Origin of the sequence: Pseudomonas sp. PDM13 (assembly GCF_025685765.1) — a bacterium.
In the GTDB taxonomy this organism is placed as follows: Bacteria; Pseudomonadota; Gammaproteobacteria; order Pseudomonadales; family Pseudomonadaceae; genus Metapseudomonas; species Metapseudomonas solani.
In genome coordinates this window covers 1-14,950 of record NZ_JAOTQU010000037.1, presented here as the reverse complement: position 1 = coordinate 14,950, position 14,950 = coordinate 1, and the positions used below count along the sequence as shown (strand labels likewise).

The following is a 14,950-nucleotide window of genomic DNA, read 5'->3' as shown; positions in this document are numbered from 1 at the left end:
GTCAACGCTTTCTGCGAATTATTTTCATCTCGCTCATCGAGGTGGGCTGTAAAGCACAAACCCCGGCACTTGGCCGGGGTTTTTTGTGGGGGTGCCGAAGGTCACTCCGCCGGTTTTGCCTGGCGTTGCTGGGTGACTTCCTTATTCAGCAGGTCGATGCGACGGGCCATGCTCTCGATCAGGCTGTGAGCGATGCGCGGGTTGCTTTGCATCAGGCTGAGGAACTGGTCCTTGGGGATCACCATCACCGTGCAGGGCTCGCTGGCGACCACGGTGGCGCTGCGCTTCTCGCGGGTGAACACGGCCATGGCGCCGAAGATTTCGTCCTTCTGCACGTCACCGACCTTCTGCCCGTCGACGAAGGCTTCGGCGTGCCCTTCGATGATGATGAACACATGGTCGGCTTCGTCGCCCTGGTGGATCAGCTCCTCGCCGGCGGCGAAGTGCTGGAAGCCGGTGGCGGGGCGGATTTCGGGCTGCTTGAGGCGGGCGAGGGCGTCGGACAGCAGCGCGGTGTGGCCGATCAGGTACTGGATGAACAGTTCCTGGCCTTTCTCGCTGCCATAGATGTGCTTGAACACGTCGCCGCGCGCATAGGGGACCAGGCTCAGCGGCTCGTCGCTGCGGTAGCGGCAGCTCGGCAGTTCGATGCCTTGGCGCAGGCCTACGAGGTCACCTTCCTGGAGGTAGAACAGCGGGCGTTCGTCGACCAGCGCGTGGAGCAGGCCGTTCTCGATGAGGAACAGCTGATTGCCGGGCAGCACCTTGGCCAGGTCCTCCACTGCATCGAGGCGCAGGGGTGGGCCCGAGGGTTCTAGCCCATCGAGCAGCTGGCCGGGAATGCTTTGCAGTCGGTTGATCAGCTGGTCGGCGTAAGCAGGTTGCTCCCCGAGTAGGTACATGACAGTAATTCCTTGAACTGGCTGGGCGGCTTGGACGCACGAACGTCCCTGAAACAATAGGGCGCATTGCTATCGCAGTAAATCCTCCAACGTCCAGGTTGTGAGCTAGCTCTTGTTGTGGGGCTGCAGTGCGTCCAGTTGACCGTTGAGTTCAGCCTTGTGGCTGGGCGGCAAGTCGTTCCAGTGCACATCCAGCAGCGCACCCTCGATCGCGTAGAGCAGGACCTTGGAGGCGCGAAAGCCCCGTGCCCGTACTGCACGATAAGCCCCGACCGCACCCAGGCGGCGCAAGTCCGAGGCGCTGTGGATGCCCACCGCATGCAGCCACTGCGCCGAGGTCTTGCCAAGATTCTTCAGGTGTTGCAGTTCGTCGTTCATCCAGCCTCCTTGCGTTGGTGGGGCGCGAAGGACTCATTACCCGGTTCACCCGGGAAGTGTAGCGGCCATCTGCTACTGCGTGGCCCAGTGGCATCATCCCTGTCCCGCGCCCGGCGGGCGTTGGCCCCTCCAATCCGCTTTTGCGGAGTTCGCGCCCGGATATCAGCGTAGACGGCATCCGCGTGGGCGCTAACCGAGCGGGGCCGATCACAGGTTGGGTCTGCAGGTTGGCCTGGCTACTTGTGGGTGTTGTAGCGCAGGCGGGTGCCGAAATTGACCGACATGAGGATCTCGTCGGCCGCCAGTTCGGTGGGGAAGTAGGCGCCGGATATCTGCGCATGGGCGATGCTGGCGCCTTCCAGGCTGGCTTCGCGCAGGTCGACGCCCCGCAGGTCGGCGCCGCGGAAATAGGCGTCGGTGAAGTCGATGCGTGCGGCATCGAGGGTGCGTAGGTCGAGGCCGCGGAAGTCGCCCGAGGCGAGGTCGACCGAGCCTTCCTTGGGCTTCTGGTCATTGAAGCCGACGACATCGTCGTTATGCAGCAGGCGATAGAGGGGGCTATCGAGTTGGCGTGGTGCGCTCATGGGTACTCATCCGGTGAGAGTTCACCGGGAGTATAGAGCCCATGGCGGGCAGTGCCCGCCATGGGGCGTAGGGCAGCGTCCGATCAGAGACCGGGCAGGTGCTGACGGATGCGCTCGACCAGGCTGTCCAGGCTGCTGGCGTCGTGGGTGTCGATGCGCTTGCTGTGGGTCTGTTCTTCCGCAGTCAGGGCCTCGCGGCTCGCCTGCTGGGCGCGCACGACCTCCAGGGTGGCATCGGATGGGTCGCCGCCCTGCTGCTTGCGCTGTTCCAGCCAGCCGGCGATGACCGCTTCCGGGGCGTGGCAGTCGAGGATGACGACGGGGGTGCCAACCTGCTCGGCGACGTCCTGGGCGGCCTGGCGCTGGGCCTGCTTGAGGTAGGCCGCGTCGATCACCACCGGGAAGCCGGCGTGCAGCACGGTTTCCGCCAGGTCATGCAGTTGCTGGTAGGTGCGGGCGGTCGCCTCGGCGCTGTAGATGCCGCTGTAAAGGTCGTTTTGCTCGCCCTGCTGCTGACCGAACAGGCGCTTGCGCTCGACGTCGGAGCGCAGGCGGATGGCGCCGAGGGCTTCCACCAGGCGCAGTGCCACGTGGCTCTTGCCGACGGCCGACACACCGTGGGTGATGGCCATGAAGCGCGAGGGAATGGCGCTGTAGCTTTCCGCCAGGTTGGCGTAGTTGCGGTACTGGCGCAGGGTGGCGGCCTGCTGCACGGCGTCGCTCTGGTGGGCGAGGCTGAACAGGGCGATCTTGGCGCGGACCAGTGCGCGGTAGGCCTTGTAGAAGTTCAGCACTTCCAGGCCCTTGTAGTCGCCGGTCTCTTCCAGGTAGCGGCTGACCAGGCGACGGGACAGCGACTTGAGGCCGCGATCCTCCAGGTCCATGGCCAGGAAGCCGATGTCGGCATAGACGTCGGTGAAGCGGAAGGGCTCGTTGAATTCGATGCAGTCGAACAGCACCACTTCGCCTTCGATGAGGGTGGCGTTGCCCAGGTGGATGTCGCCATGGCATTCGCGGATCGAGCCATTCTTCTTGCGTTCGGCCAGCAGTGGCAGCAGGCGCTCGTAGCTGCTTTGGGCCCAGGCTTCGAGGGCGTCGAGTTGTTGCAGGTCGGCCTTGTTGCTCAGCATCGGGCGGATCTGGTCGAAGTTCTGCTGCACCGGGGCCATGACCATTTCCGGGGTGCCCAGCGGGTGCTCGATGGCGACCTGGGGCGACTCCATGTGGAACTGGGCGATCTGTATGGCCAGGGCGTCGATGTGGGCTGGGGTGAGCTCGCCACGCGACTGCACTTCGCTCAGCAGGTTGGCCTGGGGGAACTGCGCCATGCGGATGGCGAACTCGATGGCCGGACCTTCGCCGCCCAGCTTCGGGGCCGCTTCGCTGCCGGTGATCGGCAGCACGTCGAGATACAGGTCATGGGTGAGGCGTTGATTGAGGCGCACCTCTTCACCGCAGAAGCGCTCGCGGGCAGCCAGGTCGGTGAAGTCGAGGAAGCCGAAGTTGACCGGCTTTTTGATCTTGTAGGCGTAGGGACCGGTGAGGAGTACCCAGGAGATGTGCGTCTCGATGACCTTGAAGCCTTCCACGGGATGCGGATAAAGGGCGGGGTCTTGCAGGGCGGTAATCAGTGCTTGGCTCACGGTCTTTCCTTGCTGGAGATGCTGGCAGAGCGGGGGATTATGGCCGCTGTGCACCACTCTGCAAACCGTCAGGAGGCGCCTTCTGGCTGTGGATAAAGTGCGTATAATGCGCCGCCATGACTCGTTCCCGATCCCCCCGCGCCCGTAAAAAGCCCCGCTCCAGCGGCCTCCGAACCCTATTTGGCTGGGGCTTGAAGCTCGGCCTTGTGGGCCTGGTCGTGCTGGCGGGATTCGCCATCTACCTCGACGCGATCGTCCAGGAAAAATTCTCCGGCAAGCGCTGGACGGTTCCAGCCAAGGTCTATGCGCGACCGCTGGAATTGTTCGTTGGCCTGAAGCTGGCCAAGGATGATTTCCTCAAGGAACTCGATGCGCTGGGCTATCGCCGCGAAAGCGCGTCCAACGGCCCGGGTTCCGCTTCGGTGGCCGGTGCGGCGGTGGAACTCAATACCCGCGGCTTCCAGTTCTATGAAGGCCCCGAGCCTGCGCAGCGGATCAAGGTGCGCTTCTCTGGCGATTATGTGGCGGGCCTGACCCAGGCCAACGGCAGCAACCTTGCGGTCGCGCGCCTCGAGCCGCTGCTGATCGGCGGCCTCTATCCTGCCCATCATGAGGATCGGGTGCTGATCAAGCTGGACCAGGTCCCGGCCTATCTGGTGGAGACACTGGTGGCGGTGGAGGACCGTGAGTTCTTCAACCATTGGGGTGTTTCGCTCAAGTCCATCGCGCGTGCGATCTGGGTCAACGCCACCGCCGGCCAGCTGCGCCAGGGCGGCAGTACCCTGACCCAGCAGTTGGTGAAGAACTTCTACCTGACCAACGAGCGCAGCATCAGCCGCAAGGCCACCGAAGCCATGATGGCGGTGTTGCTCGAGGTGCATTACGACAAGCGCGAGATCCTCGAGGCGTACCTCAACGAGGTGTTCCTCGGCCAGGACGGCCAGCGCGCCGTGCACGGCTTCGGTCTTGCCAGCCAGTACTTCTTCAGCCAGCCGCTTTCCGAGTTGAAGCTGCATCAGGTCGCGTTGCTGGTGGGTATGGTCAAGGGCCCGTCCCAGTACAACCCGCGACGCAACCCGGAGCGTGCGCTGGAGCGCCGTAACCTGGTGCTGGACCTGCTTGCTGAACAGGGCATCGTCACGCCGGAGGAGGCCGCTGAGGCCAAGGCCAAGCCGCTGGGCGTGACCCAGCGCGGCAGCCTGGCGGACAGTTCGTTCCCGGCCTTCCTCGACCTGGTCAAGCGCCAGCTGCGTCAGGACTACCGTGACGAAGACCTTACCGAGGAAGGGCTGCGCATCTTCACCAGCTTCGACCCGATCCTGCAGCTCAAAGCCGAATCCGCCCTCGATGAAACCCTCAAGCGCCTGTCCGGTCGCAAGGGTGTCGATGAGGTCGAATCCGCCATGGTCGTCAGCAACCCCGAGACGGGGGAAGTGCAGGCGCTGGTCGGTAGCCGCCAGCCGCGCTTCGCCGGTTTCAACCGCGCCATCGACGCTGTGCGCCCGATCGGCTCGCTGATCAAGCCCGCCGTCTACCTCACCGCCCTGGAGCGGCCCAGCCAGTACACCCTGACCAGCTGGGTGCAGGATGAGCCGTTCTCGGTGAAGGGGCAGGACGGCCAGGTGTGGACGCCGCAGAACTATGACCGTCAGGCCCACGGCAGCATCTACCTGTACCAGGGGCTGGCGAACTCGTACAACCTGTCGACCGCCAAGCTGGGCCTGGAACTGGGCGTGCCGAATGTGCTCAAAACCCTCGAACGACTCGGTGTCTCCCGCGAGTGGCCGGCCTTCCCGTCCATGCTGCTGGGCGCAGGCGCACTGAGCCCGATGGAGGTGGCGACCATGTACCAGACCTTGGCCAATGGCGGCTTCAATACGCCCTTGCGGGGTATTCGCAGCGTGCTGACCGCTGAGGGCGAGCCGCTCAAGCGTTATCCGTTCCAGATCCAGCAGCGCTTCGATCCGGGCGCCATCTACCTGGTGCAGAACGCCATGCAGCGGGTGATGCGCGAGGGCACCGGGCGTTCGGTCTATACCCAGCTGCCAAGCTCGCTGACCCTGGCCGGCAAGACCGGCACCACCAACGATTCCCGTGACAGCTGGTTCGCCGGCTTCAGCCAGGATTTGCTGGCAGTGGTGTGGCTGGGCCGCGACGATAACGGCAAGACGCCACTCACCGGGGCGACCGGTGCGCTGCAGGTGTGGACAGGCTTCATGCGCAAGGCTGATCCGCTGCCGCTGGACATGCCGATGCCGGATAACGTTGTGCAAGCATGGATCGACCCGCACAGTGGCCAGGGCTCTGACTCCAGCTGCCCGGGTGCGGTACAGATGCCGTATATTCGCGGCAGCGAGCCGGCGCCGGGCCAGTCCTGTGGCATGGGTGCGCCAGTGGACTCGGTGATGGACTGGGTCCGTGGCTGGATGCAATGAACCGAAGAGGATCTGATGTGAATAAAGGGTGGATTCCTGCCTTGACCGTTGCGGTCATGCTGACCGGTTGTGCGACTCCCCAGCGAAACGCCATTCCGGTGGTCGACTCCGGTGGCCCGATGTCCGAACAGGAAGAGGGCTCTGGTGGCTACCGTGCCCCGGTCGCTGCTCAGCAGCCTCAATACGATTCCCAGGATTCCGGTGTGGTGGTGATGGTGCCGGGGGCCAGCGGCAGTTCCGCCCAGGCGATGCCGGCGCCGAGCGCGCCCATCAGTGGCTCGATCAGTTCCGGCCCCATCACGCCTGGCCCGATCACCCCAGGGCCTTCGAGCTCCGCACCGATCTCCACTGGCAGCTACAGCATGCCTTCCGCGCCGAGCGGCATTCCCAGCGGCGGCAGCCTCGCCGCTGACGAGCAGCTGGACGGCCCCGTGCTGGCGCTGCTGACCACCGCCCAGCAGCAACAGGGCGGTGGCGACCTCAATGGCGCGTCCTCCAGCCTGGAGCGTGCCCAGCGCATCGCCCCGCGCGAGCCGCAGGTGCTTTATCGCCTCGCTGAAGTGCGCCTGGCCCAGGGCGATGCCGCCCAGGCCGAGCAGCTCGCTCGTCGTGGCCTGAGCCTTTCCAATGGTCGCCCGGCGTTGCAGGCGAGTTTGTGGGAGTTGGTCGCCAAATCCCGCGAGCGCCAGGGCGACCCGTCCGGTGCCGCCCAGGCCCGTCAGCGCGCCAAGGTCAGTTCCTGATGGATCCGCGCCTCTCCGAGGTGGCTGAGCAGTTGCTGCTGATCGAGCGTGAACTGCGCGTGCTTGGATGGTGGGCGGATACGGCGCCCAGCGCAGAAGCGCTTTCCAGCCCGGAGCCGTTCTGCGTCGATACGCTGGCCTTCGAAGAGTGGTTGCAGTGGATCTTCCTGCCGAGGATGAAAGTCATCCTGGAGTCCGGGGCTGATCTGCCCCAGGCGTCGGGGGTTCGCCCGATGGCCGAGATGGCCTTCCGTGAGCGTCCGGTGGAAGTGCGAGCCCTGCTGGAGTCGCTGGGAGAGTTCGATCGGTTGATCGGTTGAGACATGAATGCGGCGCCGAGAGGCGCCGCAGTTCCATGGATCAGTCGCAGTTCTCGTCGATCGCTTTCTTGGCTTCGGCAATCTTGGTTTGACGCTCGTCTTCGCCCAGCCGGCGCATCTCACCGTTTACTTCCATGCGTACACGCGGGTTGTTCTGGAACTGCGCGAGATTGGTGCGCATCGTGTCGCAGTATTTCTTGCGCTCGGCTTCTTGCTTGGCGACATCGCTTTTCACCTTTTCATCCAGCGCCTTCTGCTGCTCATCGCTGCTGGCCTTTCCAGGGGCGGCGGGCGTCGCCGGCGTGGCGGTCTTTTCCTCGGCCTTGGGCTGGACGGGGTAGGGGTTCTCGAACGTGGGTTTGACTTCCTTGGGCTGCGCGGCGCCGGTGCCGGTGTTGACCGACGTGGCGTCCTGCCCTTGGGGCGGCTGCGCGCCGAAGTGGGTTACACCTTGCGCGTCCACCCATTTGTAGACCTGGCTGGCCATGACAGAACCGCTCAGGGCGAGCAGCAGGCTGCCTGTGAGAATGATGCGACGCATGTTGTTTCCTTGTGATCGACTCGAGACCTGGCAATTACTATAACCAAAACCCGCCTATCGTCATGCTGCTACGTGTCACAGGCTTGTGATGCAAGAAACACTTACGGATTACTTGACTTGTCGCACGCTTATCCGAAGAATCCGTGGTTCGCTGTTTCAGTGGGCCGGCCGCAAGCCGGTAGCTGCCGCAGTCGATGAGGTGCATACCCGCGCCGACCTGTTACACCCGCAACGCGTTACCTCGCGCTGGGTGGGAAAGTCCCGCAACAACTCTCAGGGGCTGACCCGATGCTTGCTCAGTCAGTAGCTGATGTAGTTCGACTACCCGTCGTGCACGTCACTGCTTGCAAGCAAACCTATTTCAGGCCGTCCGGTGCGGGCGGTTTACTGGCGTTTTAGAGGTGAACAACGTGGAGCTTTTATCTGGCGCTGAAATGGTCGTCCGCTCGTTGCGTGACGAAGGCGTTAAGTACATCTACGGGTACCCGGGTGGTGCCCTCCTGCATATCTACGATGCCCTGTTCAAGGAAAGTGACGTCACCCATATCCTGGTGCGCCACGAGCAGGCTGCTACCCATATGGCTGACGGCTACGCCCGCGCTACCGGCAAGCCCGGCGTGGTGCTGGTGACGTCCGGCCCCGGTGCGACGAACGCCATCACCGGCATCGCCACCGCCTATATGGACTCCATTCCGATGGTCGTGCTGTCCGGTCAGGTACCGAGCGGCATGGTAGGCACCGATGCCTTCCAGGAAACCGACATGGTCGGTATCTCCCGACCGATCGTGAAGCACAGCTTCATCATCAAGCATCCTTCGGAAATCCCCGAAGTGATCAAGAAAGCCTTCTATCTCGCCCAGTCCGGCCGTCCCGGCCCGGTTGTGGTCGATATTCCGAAGGACATGGGCGATCCGACCCAGAAGTTCGAATACAGCTACCCGAAGAAGGTCAAGCTGCGCTCGTACAGCCCTGCCGTTCGTGGCCATTCCGGCCAGATCCGCAAGGCGGCCGAGATGCTGCTGGCTGCCAAGCGTCCGATCATGTACGCCGGTGGCGGCGTGATCATGGGCGGCGCTTCCGAGCCGCTGACCGAACTGGCGAAGATGCTCAACCTGCCGGTGACCAACACCCTGATGGGCCTCGGAGCCTACCCGGGCATGGATCGCCAGTTCGTCGGCATGCTCGGCATGCACGGCAGCTACACCGCCAACCTGGCCATGCACCACGCTGATGTGATCCTGGCTGTCGGCGCGCGTTTCGATGACCGTGTGATCAACGGCGCGAGCAAGTTCTGCCCGAACGCCAAGATCATCCACATCGACATCGACCCGGCTTCGATCTCCAAGACCATCAAGGCCGATATCCCGATCGTGGGCCCGGTGGACAGCGTCCTCACCGAGATGGTCGCCATCCTCAAGGAAATCGGCGAGACCCCGAACAAGGAGACCGTCGCCAGCTGGTGGAAGCAGATCGAAGAGTGGCGCGGTGACCGCGGCCTGTTCCCCTATGAAATGGGCGACGGCAGCATCATCAAGCCGCAGACCGTTATCGAGACCCTGTGCGATGTCACCAAGGGTGATGCCTATGTGGCGTCCGATGTGGGCCAGCACCAGATGTTCGCGGCGCAGTACTACCGCTTCAACAAGCCCAATCGCTGGATCAACTCCGGTGGCCTCGGCACCATGGGCTTCGGTTTCCCGGCGGCGATGGGCGTGAAGCTCAACTTCCCGGACGCCGATGTGGCGTGCGTGACCGGTGAAGGCAGTATCCAGATGAACATCCAGGAACTGTCCACCTGCCTGCAGTACGACCTGCCGGTGAAGATCATCAACCTCAACAACGGTGCTTTGGGCATGGTCCGCCAGTGGCAGGACATGCAGTACAACAGCCGTTACTCGCACTCCTACATGGAGTCGCTGCCGGACTTCGTCAAGCTGGTTGAAGCCTATGGCCACGTTGGCATGCGCATCACCGACCTGAAGGATCTGAAGCCGAAGATGGAAGAAGCGTTCGCGCTGAAGAATCGCCTGGTGTTCCTCGATATCCAGGTCGATCCGAGCGAACACGTCTACCCGATGCAGATCCGGGATGGCGCCATGCGCGATATGTGGCTGAGCAAGACGGAGCGGACCTGAACATGCGACACATCATTTCCCTGCTGCTGGAGAACGAACCCGGTGCGCTGTCCCGCGTCGTCGGCCTGTTCTCCCAACGCAACTACAACATCGAAAGCCTGACCGTAGCGCCCACCGAGGATCCGACCCTGTCGCGTCTGACGCTGACCACCGTCGGCCAGGACGAGGTGATCGAGCAGATCACCAAGAACCTCAACAAGCTGATCGAAGTGGTCAAGCTGGTGAACCTGTCGGAAAGCGCTCACATCGAGCGCGAACTGATGCTGGTGAAAGTGAAGGCCACCGGTGCCCAGCGCGCCGAGGTCAAACGCACCACCGACATCTTCCGCGGGCAGATCGTCGATGTGACCAGTAGCGTCTACACCATCCAGCTGGCCGGTACGTCCGACAAGCTGGACAGCTTCATCCAGGCGATCGGCACCGCGTCGATCCTCGAGACCGTGCGCAGTGGTGTTACCGGCATTGCCCGTGGCGACAAGGTGCTGAGCATCTGATCGCCATGCTGTCTTGAAGAACCCCGCCTTGTGCGGGGTTTTTTATTGCCCGGATTTATTGGCGGCGATTCCAGAAGGCGGCGATCAGCGGGTCCTTGAGGCGCTTTTCCAGAGCGAACAGGCCGATGTCGTAAGCGGTCAATGGCGGCTGGATGTCGTAGATGCGGATGCGCTCGGTCAGCGGGCTGTTGTCGAGCACGATCTGCGGAACCACGCCGATGCCGAATCCCAGGCTCACCATGCTGACGATGGCTTCGTTGCCAGCCACCTGGGCATAGATCCGCGGCTTGATGCTGTGGCTTTTCAGCCAGCGCTCGGTGCGTGTTCGGGCCAGGCCTTCTTCCGATAGGATCATCGGCACGTCCTTCCAGTTTTGCGCTGTGGGCTGCCTCAGCTGTTCCTCGCTCAGTAACTGAGGTGACTGTGGTCCGATGAAGCGCAGCTCCGAGCGGGTGATCGACTGGAAGTCGACGCCGGCCGGCAGGTTGTCGGGCCGAGCGCCGATGGAGAGATCCTCCAGCCCTTGTTGTACTCGCTCGACCGCCTTGGCGGGGTCGCCGGTGTGTAGCTTCATTTCGATGCGGGGGTAGTCCTGGCGGAAGCTGCTGAGGATGTCGTAGAGGAAGCTGTAGCTTGCCGTCACCGAGCAATACAGGGAGAGCTCGCCGTGCAGGTCCACCTGGTCCTGCATGAACCGCTGGCGGATGGCGTGCCAGCCGCTCATGACCTCGCTGGCATACTCGCGGAACTGTTGCCCCTCCCGGGTCAACTGGACCGAACGGTTGTCGCGTACGAACAGGGGCGCGCCGACTTCGTCTTCGAGCTGCTTGATGCTTCGGCTGAGTGCGGAGGGGCTGACATGCTGCTCGCGGCTGGTTTTGCCGAAGTGCAGATTGTCTGCCAGGGAAAGGAAGAGCCTGAGCGAGTGGTTGTCCATAAGCGTTTCATTTACAGGCACATGACGTTGCGAATATATCATTTTACGCAACGGGTCTGATCGCTTAATGTGCCTCTGTCGCGGTGCGCGCACCCATCCCTTTCGTTTTAGAAGAGTCATGAACATGAAAGTTTATTACGACAAAGACTGTGACCTCTCGATCATCCAGGGCAAGAAAGTAGCCATCATCGGTTACGGCTCCCAGGGTCATGCTCATGCCTGCAACCTGAAAGACTCCGGTGTCGACGTAACTGTCGGCCTGCGCCCGGGCTCCGCCACCGTCGCCAAGGCTCAAGCCCATGGCCTGACTGTGAAGAGCGTGCCGGAAGCTGTTGCAGCCGCCGACCTGGTCATGATCCTGACCCCCGACGAATTCCAGTCCAAGCTGTACAAGGACGAAGTCGAGCCGAACCTGAAGAAAGGCGCCACCCTGGCTTTCGCCCACGGTTTCGCCATCCACTACAACCAGGTCGTTCCGCGTGCCGACCTCGACGTGATCATGATCGCGCCGAAGGCTCCGGGCCACACCGTACGCTCCGAGTTCGTCAAGGGCGGCGGCATCCCTGACCTGGTCGCCATCTACCAGGACGCTTCCGGCAATGCCAAGAACGTTGCCTTGTCCTACGCCTGCGGCGTTGGCGGCGGCCGTACCGGCATCATCGAAACCACCTTCAAGGACGAGACCGAAACCGACCTGTTCGGCGAGCAAGCCGTTCTCTGCGGCGGTTGCGTCGAGCTGGTGAAAGCCGGTTTCGAAACCCTGGTCGAAGCTGGCTACGCGCCGGAAATGGCCTACTTCGAGTGCCTGCACGAACTGAAGCTGATCGTTGACCTCATGTACGAAGGCGGCATCGCCAACATGAACTACTCGATCTCCAACAACGCCGAATACGGCGAGTACGTGACCGGTCCGGAAGTCATCAACGCCGAATCCCGTCAGGCCATGCGCAACGCTCTGAAGCGCATCCAGGACGGCGAATACGCCAAGATGTTCATCCAGGAAGGTGCTTCGAACTATGCGTCGATGACCGCCTACCGCCGCAACAACGCTGCTCACCCGATCGAGCAGGTTGGCGAGCGTCTGCGCGCGATGATGCCGTGGATCTCCGCCAACAAGATCGTCGACAAGACCAAGAACTAAGGTCTCGCGCGGTCGAAGAAGAAACGCGGCTACGGCCGCGTTTTTTCATGGTGCTCCCGCTTCTGGTATAAAGCCTGTTTACCGGGCACGTGACGCGAACCAGCCTGTTGCATCCCGGTCAAATTCATTCGCATACCTCGCAAGGATGTTGTTCATGAGTGACCGTCCCGAAGAGCCGAACGAGGCTCCCGACGCCGAAAGCCTGCTGCCGATCGACGAGCATGTCGAAGAGGGGCACGATGATGAGGGGCGCAAGGTCCGTCATCGCGGCATCTATCTACTGCCCAACCTGTTCACGACTGCCAACCTGTTCGCTGGCTTCTACGCCATCATCAATGCCATGAACGGAAACTTCTCCGTCGCGGCGGCCACCATCTTCGTTGCCATGGTGCTCGATAGCCTCGATGGGCGGGTTGCGCGCCTGACCAATACCCAGAGTGCATTCGGCGCCGAGTACGACTCGCTCTCGGACATGGTCGCCTTCGGCGTCGCGCCCGCGCTGTTGGCATTCGAATGGGCACTGAGTGGGCTCAACAGCGTTGGTCTGACGGTCGCCTTCATCTATGTAGCGGGCGCGGCTCTGCGTCTGGCGCGTTTCAACACCCAGATCGGCAAGACCGACAAGCGCTACTTCATTGGCTTGGCCAGCCCGGCCGCCGCCGGTGTTGTTGCAGGTACGGTGTGGGCGTTCAGTGATTTCGGTATCAAGGGCTCGAACATGTCCTTCATCGTCGCCCTGCTGGTAGCGGCTGCTGGCATGCTGATGGTCAGCAACGTCAAGTACTACAGCTTCAAGGACCTTGACCTGAAGGGGCGCGTCCCGTTCGTGGCCATCCTTGTGGTGGTGCTGGCATTCGCCGTGGTGTTCAGCGACCCGCCGCGCATCCTGCTGCTGATCTTCCTTGCTTACGCAGCTTCCGGCCCAGTGCAATACTTGCTGCAACTGCGTCGCCGCAAGCGCGTCGAGTGATGTAATTTCCTCCCGGCTCCGCAGTCTACTGGGCAACTCGTGCCGTAACTGTGGAGCCGTCATGCTGATCAGAACTCCCGCCGCGTCTTCCTCCCGTGAAGATGAAGTAACCCCCGAATCCATCTACCTCTCGCGTCGCGCCTTCATGGCGGGAGTGGGGGCTGCCGCTGCACTTTCTTCTCTTCCTGGTCAGGCTGCCGAGCCAGCCTATGCCGATGTAGAGCCGGCTAATGCGCCTGCCTGGTTCTCGGGCAAGCTGCAGGAGGCCCACTGGCAGGCGATCACCGCGGGGAACGAGCCGGTGACGCCCTTCAAGGATGCCACCCACTACAACAACTTCTATGAGTTTGGCACCAACAAGGGCGACCCCGCGCGTTACGCGGACAAGCTCAGCGTCGAGCCTTGGCAGGTGAAGATCGATGGGGAGGTGGCTAAGCCAGGTACTTACTCGCTCGAAGACCTGCTGAAACCTCATCGACTGGAAGAGCGTATCTACCGACTACGTTGCGTCGAGGGGTGGTCGATGGTCATCCCCTGGCTGGGCTTCCCGCTGGCGGATCTTCTGCAATTGGTGGAGCCCACCGGGAATGCGAAGTTCGTGCGCTTCGAGACGCGACTGGCTCCTGATGAGATGGCCGGTGTGCGTTCGGGGTTCTCGTTGATCGACTGGCCTTATATAGAAGGGTTGCGTTTGGATGAGGCGATGCATCCGCTCACGCTGCTGGCTGTTGGCATGTATGGGCGTGTACTGCCTAATCAGAATGGGGCACCGTTGCGCTTGGTGGTGCCATGGAAGTACGGCTTCAAGAGCATCAAATCCATTGTGCGCATCAGTCTGGTAGCCGAGCAGCCGAAGACGACCTGGGAGGCCATTGCGCCCAACGAGTACGGCTTCTATTCCAATGTGAATCCTGAAGTGGATCATCCACGTTGGAGCCAGGCTCATGAGCGGCGTCTTCCCAGTGGGTTGTTCAGCCCTAACGTGATTCCGACGCGGATGTTCAATGGTTATGACGAGGTGGCCACTCTCTATAGCGGCCTCGATCTGCGGAAGTACTACTGATGCGGTATCGGTTGTGGCGCGTGGCGGTTTTCCTGGCGGCGATGGTTCCTCCTTCCTTATGGGTATATCAGGCCTGGATTTTTGACCTGGGCCCGGACCCGGGGAAGACGCTTGTCGATCGCCTTGGGCTCGGTGCGCTATGGCTCCTACTCATCACTCTTGGGATGACGCCATTGCAGAAGCTGACGGGCTGGGGTGGTTGGATCGCTGTTCGCCGGCAGCTGGGGCTTTGGTGCTTCACCTATGTGGTACTCCATATAAGTGCCTACGCGGTTTTCTTGCTTGGTTTGGATCTGGGCCAGTTGGCGAAAGACCTGAGCAAGCGCCCCTATATCATCGTGGGCGCACTGGCCTTCTTCATGCTTCTTGTCCTGGCGGCGACTTCGAACCGGTCCAGCATTCGGAGGCTCGGTAGGCGCTGGAAGCAGCTGCATCGGCTCGTCTACCTGATTCTCGGACTGGCCTTGTTGCATATGCTTTGGGTGGTGCGTGCGGATATGGCGGAATGGGCGGGCTATGCCATTGCCGGGAGCGCGCTTCTTGCGCTGCGCCTGCCGGTGATTTCCAGGAGGCTCAAGCGGCCAGTTCCGAGGCCTGCAGAGAAGATGACGAAAAGATTTCAATAAAGTGTTGACGTGCCGTTTCGGATCCCTATAATGCGCAC

General features: G+C 62.2%; 15 protein-coding genes. 9 read left to right on the top strand and 6 right to left on the bottom strand.

Annotated features, from left to right (window positions below; genetic code table 11):
- Positions 1 to 101 precede the first annotated feature (101 nt).
- The 4 genes from OEJ36_RS28040 to OEJ36_RS28025 all read right to left on the bottom strand — a co-directional run bounded on the left by OEJ36_RS28040 (position 102) and on the right by OEJ36_RS28025 (position 3,507).
- The gene (locus OEJ36_RS28040) at positions 102 to 902 is read right to left on the bottom strand and encodes a cyclic nucleotide-binding domain-containing protein (RefSeq protein ID WP_263404299.1); all 801 of its coding nucleotides are present in this window, start codon (positions 900 to 902) and stop codon (positions 102 to 104) included.
- A gap of 105 nt (positions 903 to 1,007) precedes the next feature.
- Positions 1,008 to 1,280, bottom strand: a complete 273-nt coding sequence (locus OEJ36_RS28035) for a TfoX/Sxy family protein (protein ID WP_021219293.1) — start codon at positions 1,278 to 1,280, stop codon at positions 1,008 to 1,010.
- 236 nt (positions 1,281 to 1,516) lie between these two features.
- Positions 1,517 to 1,864, bottom strand: a complete 348-nt coding sequence (locus OEJ36_RS28030; protein ID WP_263404298.1) for a pentapeptide repeat-containing protein — start codon at positions 1,862 to 1,864, stop codon at positions 1,517 to 1,519.
- An 83-nt stretch (positions 1,865 to 1,947) separates the two neighbouring features.
- Positions 1,948 to 3,507 (bottom strand): AAA family ATPase, encoded by a 1,560-nt coding sequence (locus OEJ36_RS28025; protein ID WP_263404297.1) that lies wholly within the window; start codon positions 3,505 to 3,507, stop codon positions 1,948 to 1,950.
- 116 nt (positions 3,508 to 3,623) lie between these two features.
- On the opposite strand from OEJ36_RS28025, the gene mrcB reads away from it, so the two are divergent.
- The 3 genes from mrcB to OEJ36_RS28010 are packed head-to-tail and all read left to right on the top strand — an operon-like array spanning position 3,624 to position 7,005.
- Entirely contained in the window at positions 3,624 to 5,942 is a 2,319-nt protein-coding gene (mrcB, locus tag OEJ36_RS28020) for a penicillin-binding protein 1B (protein ID WP_263404296.1), read from the top strand.
- A gap of 17 nt (positions 5,943 to 5,959) precedes the next feature.
- A complete protein-coding gene (locus OEJ36_RS28015; protein WP_031287622.1) occupies positions 5,960 to 6,685 on the top strand; it encodes a tetratricopeptide repeat protein in 726 nt (241 codons plus the stop codon).
- A complete protein-coding gene (locus OEJ36_RS28010) occupies positions 6,685 to 7,005 on the top strand; it encodes a YqcC family protein (RefSeq protein WP_263404295.1) in 321 nt (106 codons plus the stop codon). The genes OEJ36_RS28015 and OEJ36_RS28010 overlap by 1 nt, the downstream gene beginning before the upstream one ends.
- Before the next feature lie 40 nt (positions 7,006 to 7,045).
- Here OEJ36_RS28010 and OEJ36_RS28005 read toward each other — a convergent pair whose 3' ends face one another.
- Positions 7,046 to 7,546, bottom strand: coding sequence for a DUF4124 domain-containing protein (locus OEJ36_RS28005; protein WP_263404294.1), 501 nt, complete (start codon positions 7,544 to 7,546; stop codon positions 7,046 to 7,048).
- Positions 7,547 to 7,956: 410 nt separating this feature from the next.
- Between OEJ36_RS28005 and OEJ36_RS28000 the strand changes: the two genes are divergently transcribed.
- Positions 7,957 to 9,681, top strand: coding sequence for an acetolactate synthase 3 large subunit (locus OEJ36_RS28000; protein WP_263404293.1), 1,725 nt, complete (start codon positions 7,957 to 7,959; stop codon positions 9,679 to 9,681).
- Positions 9,682 to 9,683: 2 nt separating this feature from the next.
- Positions 9,684 to 10,175 carry an acetolactate synthase small subunit gene (gene ilvN / locus OEJ36_RS27995; protein WP_173179236.1) on the top strand — a complete coding sequence of 164 codons (492 nt, stop codon included), beginning with the start codon at positions 9,684 to 9,686 and terminating at the stop codon, positions 10,173 to 10,175.
- Positions 10,176 to 10,230: 55 nt separating this feature from the next.
- Here the strand turns inward: ilvN and ilvY are convergent, their stop codons facing one another.
- Positions 10,231 to 11,112, bottom strand: a complete 882-nt coding sequence (gene ilvY, locus OEJ36_RS27990; RefSeq protein WP_263404292.1) for an HTH-type transcriptional activator IlvY — start codon at positions 11,110 to 11,112, stop codon at positions 10,231 to 10,233.
- A 124-nt stretch (positions 11,113 to 11,236) separates the two neighbouring features.
- Between ilvY and ilvC the strand changes: the two genes are divergently transcribed.
- The 4 genes from ilvC (at position 11,237) to msrQ (ending at position 14,912) form a co-directional block, all read left to right on the top strand.
- The gene (gene ilvC, locus OEJ36_RS27985; protein WP_021219283.1) at positions 11,237 to 12,253 is read left to right on the top strand and encodes a ketol-acid reductoisomerase; all 1,017 of its coding nucleotides are present in this window, start codon (positions 11,237 to 11,239) and stop codon (positions 12,251 to 12,253) included.
- A 154-nt stretch (positions 12,254 to 12,407) separates the two neighbouring features.
- A complete protein-coding gene (gene pssA, locus OEJ36_RS27980; protein WP_021219282.1) occupies positions 12,408 to 13,223 on the top strand; it encodes a CDP-diacylglycerol--serine O-phosphatidyltransferase in 816 nt (271 codons plus the stop codon).
- A 61-nt stretch (positions 13,224 to 13,284) separates the two neighbouring features.
- Positions 13,285 to 14,286 carry a protein-methionine-sulfoxide reductase catalytic subunit MsrP gene (gene msrP / locus OEJ36_RS27975; RefSeq protein ID WP_263404291.1) on the top strand — a complete coding sequence of 334 codons (1,002 nt, stop codon included), beginning with the start codon at positions 13,285 to 13,287 and terminating at the stop codon, positions 14,284 to 14,286.
- A complete protein-coding gene (gene msrQ, locus OEJ36_RS27970; RefSeq protein ID WP_263404290.1) occupies positions 14,286 to 14,912 on the top strand; it encodes a protein-methionine-sulfoxide reductase heme-binding subunit MsrQ in 627 nt (208 codons plus the stop codon). The genes msrP and msrQ overlap by 1 nt, the downstream gene beginning before the upstream one ends.
- Positions 14,913 to 14,950 lie beyond the last annotated feature (38 nt).